10 protein-coding genes are annotated in these 6,438 nt (G+C 51.3%); 5 read left to right on the top strand and 5 right to left on the bottom strand.

All coding sequences use genetic code 11. The annotated features are described in order from the left end of the window. Window positions 1–430: DJ-1/PfpI family protein (locus tag B3P58_RS18055; RefSeq protein WP_286719479.1), on the bottom strand; the 430-nt coding region annotated here is incomplete at its 3' end. Window positions 431–583: 153 nt separating this feature from the next. Between B3P58_RS18055 and B3P58_RS18060 the strand changes: the two genes are divergently transcribed. Beyond that, window positions 584–1,063, top strand: coding sequence for a nuclear transport factor 2 family protein (locus B3P58_RS18060; RefSeq protein WP_286719481.1), 480 nt, complete (start codon window positions 584–586; stop codon window positions 1,061–1,063). Between the two features lie 125 nt (window positions 1,064–1,188). Here the strand turns inward: B3P58_RS18060 and B3P58_RS18065 are convergent, their stop codons facing one another. Further along, window positions 1,189–2,109, bottom strand: coding sequence for an alpha/beta fold hydrolase (locus B3P58_RS18065; protein WP_286719483.1), 921 nt, complete (start codon window positions 2,107–2,109; stop codon window positions 1,189–1,191). A gap of 298 nt (window positions 2,110–2,407) precedes the next feature. Between B3P58_RS18065 and B3P58_RS18070 the strand changes: the two genes are divergently transcribed. Together B3P58_RS18070 and B3P58_RS18075 are read left to right on the top strand one after the other, a co-directional pair. Continuing rightward, complete coding sequence (locus B3P58_RS18070) at window positions 2,408–3,349, top strand: SPFH domain-containing protein (protein WP_145466611.1); 942 nt, start codon at window positions 2,408–2,410, stop codon at window positions 3,347–3,349. 3 nt (window positions 3,350–3,352) lie between these two features. Beyond that, on the top strand, window positions 3,353–3,817 hold the full coding sequence (locus B3P58_RS18075) for an NfeD family protein (protein WP_145466610.1): 465 nt from the start codon (window positions 3,353–3,355) through the stop codon (window positions 3,815–3,817). A gap of 56 nt (window positions 3,818–3,873) precedes the next feature. Here B3P58_RS18075 and B3P58_RS18080 read toward each other — a convergent pair whose 3' ends face one another. Both B3P58_RS18080 and B3P58_RS18085 read right to left on the bottom strand, forming a co-directional pair. Further along, entirely contained in the window at window positions 3,874–4,176 is a 303-nt protein-coding gene (locus B3P58_RS18080) for a hypothetical protein (RefSeq protein WP_260976811.1), read from the bottom strand. Window positions 4,177–4,209: 33 nt separating this feature from the next. Continuing rightward, window positions 4,210–4,692, bottom strand: coding sequence for a MarR family winged helix-turn-helix transcriptional regulator (locus B3P58_RS18085; RefSeq protein ID WP_286719487.1), 483 nt, complete (start codon window positions 4,690–4,692; stop codon window positions 4,210–4,212). A gap of 59 nt (window positions 4,693–4,751) precedes the next feature. On the opposite strand from B3P58_RS18085, the gene B3P58_RS18090 reads away from it, so the two are divergent. Continuing rightward, a complete protein-coding gene (locus tag B3P58_RS18090) occupies window positions 4,752–5,099 on the top strand; it encodes a rhodanese-like domain-containing protein (RefSeq protein ID WP_286719488.1) in 348 nt (115 codons plus the stop codon). Then, window positions 5,096–5,512 carry a DoxX family protein gene (locus B3P58_RS18095; RefSeq protein ID WP_286719490.1) on the top strand — a complete coding sequence of 139 codons (417 nt, stop codon included), beginning with the start codon at window positions 5,096–5,098 and terminating at the stop codon, window positions 5,510–5,512. Before B3P58_RS18090 ends, B3P58_RS18095 begins: the two co-directional genes overlap by 4 nt. Before the next feature lie 71 nt (window positions 5,513–5,583). On the opposite strand, the gene B3P58_RS18100 is transcribed toward B3P58_RS18095, so the two are convergent. Then, window positions 5,584–6,339, bottom strand: coding sequence for a class I SAM-dependent methyltransferase (locus tag B3P58_RS18100; RefSeq protein WP_286719492.1), 756 nt, complete (start codon window positions 6,337–6,339; stop codon window positions 5,584–5,586). Window positions 6,340–6,438: the final 99 nt, after the last annotated feature.

Genomic DNA, 6,438 nt, shown 5'->3' on the forward strand with positions numbered 1-6,438 from the left:
ATAAAACAGCGGGAAACTGCTGCTGCATCCAGTCGGTAACCGCCCATTGGCTGGGGGCCTGCCTGCCTTCCAGTATGCCCGCCGCCGCCAGCACAAAAGCTCCGGTGCAGATACTCACCATACGGGTGCCACGCTGATGAAGAGTGTGTATCTGCTGCAGGGTACTGGCCTGCAATGCATCCGGGCGCTTTCGCGGATCGCCAATAGCGGCGACGATAAGCAGATCGGCCTGTTCAACATCGGCCAGACGGGTATGAGCGTTGAGGCTGATACCGCCGTGACCACTGATGGTTTGCTGCTGTTCTGCAGCCACTTCAATTTGCCAGTCGTGGGCGGCAGCCAGGCGCGCGCCCAGCAGCAGAATCTCCAGTGGCCCGGAAACCGACGATAACGGGCAGTGGTTCAAAGCCAGAATAACGCAGCGCGGCATAACGGTATCTCAAATAATGTGGCCCGATTGTCTACCATGTTGGGCTTATACGCCACCTTATGGCCAGCCTGATTCTGCGCCAGAATGATTTCAACAACCTGCGGCTCTCTCCCGATGGCAACAGGCCCTGATAACACAGAGAACAGAGCAGTGATGACAGCGACCGATAACAAAGCATTGATCGAGCATTTCTATCGTGCCTTTCAGCAAAAGGATTATCAGACCATGGCGGCGTGCTATCACCCGCAGGCGACCTTCCGTGATGAAGCTTTCGGCCTGAATGGCGCAGAAGAAATCGGTGCCATGTGGCAGATGCTGTGCGAGCGCGGCAAAGACATGCAGATGACTTTCGCTGTTACTGAGCATCACGGCGGGCGGATAACGGCACACTGGGAGGCGCAGTACACCTTCAGCCAGAGCGGCCGGCGGGTGCACAATAAAATTGACGCTGAGTTTGAATTTCTCGATGGCAAAATCATTCAGCACATTGATCGCTTCAGTTTCTGGAACTGGAGTCGTCAGGCGCTGGGCTTGCCGGGTTTATTATTGGGCTGGACGCCACTGCTTAAGAATAAAGTACAGACCATGGCGATGAAGAATTTACGCTCGTTTATGAAAAGCAACGGGCGCTAATGCGTTGCTCCCGTTACCTTGGGCACCTCTGCATAATTCGGATGCATAATTCGGATGCATAATTCAGATGCATGATTCAGATGCATGATTCAGATGCATGATTCAGAGGTGCCCCGGATCATTATTTATTGCTTTAAAAAAGCCAGTGCATCGGCGGCACTCTCGGCCGGCAATTCTTCCATCGGCATATGGCCGCAATCATCATAAATAATAGTGCGCGCCTGAGGCAGGGCCCTGGCAAATTTCTCTGCATGGGAAAGCGGAATCCAGGCATCGTTGCGGCCCCACATAATCAATACCGGCTGCGTCACTTTCTTAAGTGGAGCGGTGTCAAAGCCGGCGCGATTACGGATAAAGCGTAACACCGCCGCCCCAGCGCCCCGGTTGCCGGCACGCATAAATAAATCGTAATAGCGGTCCATTACCTCTTTGCTCAGCCGTTCTTTGCGGCTGTAAGTGGTGCGGATGGTGGCATACATGGCTTTGCGCGGCACCGGCATCATCGACGCCATCCAGCCACTTAACGGCAGTCCCATGCTCAGCAATACCGGTGGTGGTACAAAAAAGAAACCGGCACTGTCGAGCAGAATAACCTTATTAACCTTATGCGGATAACGGCCGGCAAACTCCCAGCTCATCCAACCACCCAGCGAATTACCGGCCAGCGAGCACTGCTTAATACCTAATGCGTCGGTAAATTCGTTGAGAAAATCACTGTAGATGTATTTAAACATGCCGCGCGGATGTGCGCCGGTAAGGCCAAAGTTCGGGCTGTCGATACTGATAACGCGGAAATCTTTGCTGAGAATATCGGTCCAGTCATTCCAGGTATGCAGCGACGAAAAAATACCGTGCAGCAGAATCAGCACCGGTGCTTTTTCCGGTTCGGCACAGCGACAGACATCACGGTAATGTACGTTCATCCCCTGCAGCTCAATAAACTGAGATTCGGCTGTGGTATGGCGTGCCAGCATTTCCTCCAGCGAAACCGCGCCAACTTCACTTTTAAAACCGTCTTGCATGGTCTGCCAGAAATTCATCAGCATGGGGTATTCCTGAGTAATGGGTACAAGGGACAGGCTGGCAGCCATTGTGCGGGCAGGTTTTGTATTTGGTAAGGGAACATTACGCCAGATTTCAGGCACAAACGGGTGCTGAGGTGCCGTAATCCGACCGCATTTGCCGATATGATCAAAGAATGTTCTTTATCAGGAATATGCACGGGCACTTATGCGAACCCTGTCGCAGCCTATGCATGGAATTGTAAAATCAGGCCAATGGCTGCTGCGCCATGCCAGAGGCTGGTGTTAAACTGGCCTTTAATTCAACAAGGAAACACTATTCATGGAATATCTGCTGAGTAAGCTCTTTTCTGTCGAAGCCTTTGCGCTGATTTTTATTCTGGTGGTGCTGAAAAAAAGCATCATCTTTGTTCCGCAAAACCGTGCCTGGCTGGTCGAACGTTTCGGCAAATATCAGGGCACCAAAGAAGCCGGTCTGAACTTTGTAATTCCTTTTGTTGACCGCGTTGCCTCCGACCGCAGCCTGAAAGAACAGGCCGTGGATGTACCAAGCCAGTCAGCCATTACCAAAGACAACATCACCCTGTCGGTCGACGGTGTGCTCTATTTCCGTGTGCTCGATCCGTATAAAGCAACCTACGGTGTGGATGATTACGTATTTGCGGTTACCCAGCTGGCACAGACCACTATGCGTTCTGAACTGGGTAAAATGGAACTCGACCGCACCTTCGAAGAGCGCAGCGTGCTGAACACCAATATCGTATCGTCAATTAACGAAGCCTCCGAGCCATGGGGTATTCAGGTACTGCGTTACGAAATTAAAGATATTGTGCCGCCTAAATCGGTGATGGAATCGATGGAAGCGCAGATGAAAGCCGAACGGGTTAAGCGTGCCCAGATTCTTGAATCTGAAGGTGACCGTCAGGCAGCCATTAACGTTGCCGAAGGCCGTAAACAGGCTCAGGTTCTGGCGGCAGAGGCCGATAAAGCCGAACAGGTATTAAACGCCGAAGGTGAGGCCCAGGCTATTCTGGCCGTTGCTGAAGCAAAAGCCGAAGCGCTGCGTAAAATTGGTGAAGCGGCTAATACCGCCGAAGGTCAGAAAGCCATTCAGCTGGATCTGGCAACCAAAGCGATTGAAGCCAAAGCAGCCATCGCCAAAGAATCCTCGGTTGTGCTGCTGCCGGATGCAGGTACCGATGCCAGCTCGCTGGTGGCCCAGTCGATGGCAATCATCAATTCTCTCAATAATAAAAAGGAATAAAATATGGAATTGCTGCAACAGAATCTTCCCCAGACGCTGATGGTCGCTGGTATTGCCGCACTGATTATTGAAGTGGCCGTACTCGGGTTTGCTACCTTTATTCTGCTGTTTTTCGGCGCATCGCTGCTGATTACCGGTTTTGCAATGAGTCTGGATCTGTTGCCTGCAACCGCAACCGCAGCGCTGTGGAGTAATACTGTTCTGACAGCGGTACTGGCTCTGGCGCTGTGGAAACCCTTGCAACGGATGCAGAACAAAGTACAGAAGGACAGCATCAGAAGCGACTTTGCCCGCCAGCCATTTATGCTGGAAGAGGATGTCGATGGTGCCGGGAAAACCGAGTACGCCTATTCCGGTATTCGCTGGAAACTGAAAAGCTTTGAACCTATTGCCAAAGGCACCATGGTAGAAGTGATTAAAGTGGATGTTGGTGTGCTGTGGGTTAAACCACTGGAAAATACCGACTGACAGTGATTTCCGGAAAATAAAAAAGCCTCTGCGGAGGCTTTTTTTATGGGCGGAGTTTATAAATCCGCTGCTTGCCGCTGACGCAAATGAGCAATGGCTGCCTTGCAGTTGTAATGCGCATCCTGATTCAGCAGCATAAATTCATAGGCGGTACCGCTGCCGACCCGCCCCTTAATAACGATTTCCAGTCGTTCAAACTCTGCCTGCAGAATCGCTAAAATATCGTCCACTGCATACATTTCGCACAGCGTATCCACTGCGCTCAGGGTCAGATCGGTGGATGACGGATCACTGCGCACAAAAGGGTTGTCGCATATTTTTATACAGCCCAGTACGGTCTTTCTGAAATCCGTATTCATATCTCTCTGATCCTTGTATTAGCAGCCGGCTGTTTATTGTGCTGCGGGCAGTACTTTTGCCAGCAGTTCTGACAGTGTCTGCGCTTCTTCTTCCGTCAGCTTAGCGGCAAAATTCTGCTGAATAGCCTGGCTGTATACCGGCCACATCGCCTTCACCATGCTGCTGCCTTCGCTCGTGATTTTAATACGGTTGCCACGCCCGTCTTCTGAACACTGATGACGCTCTACCAGCAGGTTCTTTTCCAGCCGGTCGATCAGTCGTGACAGATTATGCTTGTTCAGCAGTATTTTTTCGCCAATTTCAAACTGGCGCAGGCCATCGCCTTTGGCTTTATGCAGCTCCAGAAGAACGTCGTACCAGTCCAGAGCGGGCAGGTCCTGGCTCTTCAGCGCAGTCTCTACGGTGCTCAGTAACTGACGCTGGGTACGATGCAGCTGTATCCAGGCCTGAATCGCTTGTGGTGATGGTGTTTTGTTCATGGCGAGAATATTAGAAGCAAGTTGTTGCAATTGCAACCAGTTGTGCTTAATGTTGTTTTAGTTGCAATTGCAACTAGATGCAAAGGAGAAAGCATATGAACAACACCATTAAGCCTGAACAGATAAAACAAAACCTCGATCAGGGAATACCGATGACACTGGTTGAAGCTCTGCCCGAACGCTACTTTGCAGCGGGACATTTACCCGGTGCGCTGAATATTCCCCATGACGAAATCAGAGCACGCGCCGCTGAACAGCTGCCGGATAAAGAGGCGCTGATTGTTGTGTACTGCGCCAGCAGTAGCTGTCAGAACTCAAAAATGGCGGCAAAAATTCTCGCGCAAATGGGTTACGTTAATGTGCAGGAATTTGTCGAAGGAAAGCAGGGTTGGGAGGAGGCTGGTTATCCGCTGGAACTGGCCAACACAGGAGCCGAAGTATGAATTTTATTGATGAACGCTTCGGTAGCTCTGGTGCCACTTTATTGCGCCTGGCATTAGGCAGTATGTGGATTTCTCACGCGTTACTGAAATGGTATGTGTTTACCATTCCGGGCTTTGCTGTCTGGCTGTCCAGCCAGGGCATGCCGGCATTTATGGCATGGCCGGTATTTCTGCTTGAGCTGTGCGGCGGATTGATGATTTTAACCGGCTTTTATGGCCGCTATGCATCAGCCGTGTTAGTGCCGGTCTTACTGATCGCAACCTGGACCCATGCCGGTAATGGCTGGGTACATACCAGTACCGGAGGAGGCTGGGAATATCCGTTGTTTCTGCTGGTTGCATCCGTTGTGCATATCCTGCTCGGTGATGGTCACTACGCTTTAAGCCCGCGTAATTTTTTGCTGAAGCGCTGAATCTCCGGGAGGAAAATAAGCCAGCGCAGAAGTCTCAAAGAGGCTTCTGCGCTTCCGTTTCAGAATCTGAATTATGGCCGTCGTGCTTCAAAGCTGATAATTGCATCGTCGTTACCGGCTGCTCTGCCATGCTGATAGCCGCCGGATACGATAACGTCGGTAAAACCGGCTGCCCGCAGAGCGAATGTCAGTTCATATATTCCCCACCAACGCAGGCAAAACAGATCAAGTTCGCTGTGGGTTAACAGCCCATCTTGCCAGTGCTCATAGCGCAGGTAGGTGAGCGTTGTTTGCTGCACATAATTAATGTCAGGATCTGAGCTGGAGAGTGTCAGCCGTTCGTTATCAGACACTTTCCAGCTGCGCAGAGCGCCCTTGCTCTGGATAATCTCTTTGCTGTTATCTGTATCCAGAATCAAACGTCCGCCGGGCAGAAGGTTATCATAACAGCGCTGCAGCAGTGCCAGTGCCGATGCCGTATCGGTGATCAACTGGAAAGATCCGGCAGGCATAATAATGGCTTCATAGCGCCGTGGGCCGGTAAAATCCTGAAATTTCTGGCGTGTAAGTCTGGGGTTAAGATTCCGCTGCAGACATTCCTGGCGGCAGTAATGCAGCATCTCTTCTGAAGCATCAAAACCTTCTATATCCAGACCGGATTCCAGCAAAGGAACTAATATGCGGCCATTGCCGGTGGCGGGCTCCAGTATCGCCCCCGTGCAGCCTGCGAGACGCTCACGGTAATACTCCAGATCACCAAATGAATGGCCGATGGGTTTGTCCAGGTGATATACCCAGGCAGCCAGTTTTCCGTATGCATTTTCCATAATTTAACGACAGGCCCTGATTGTTATTGCAATTCATCCAGCAAAAACTGCCATACCGCCTGGGCGGCTTTGGTCCGTTCACCGACACACACCAGATTA

This window comes from Thalassolituus sp. UBA2009 (assembly GCF_002335285.1).
GTDB lineage: Bacteria > Pseudomonadota > Gammaproteobacteria > Pseudomonadales > Oceanobacteraceae > Venatoribacter > Venatoribacter alkanivorans.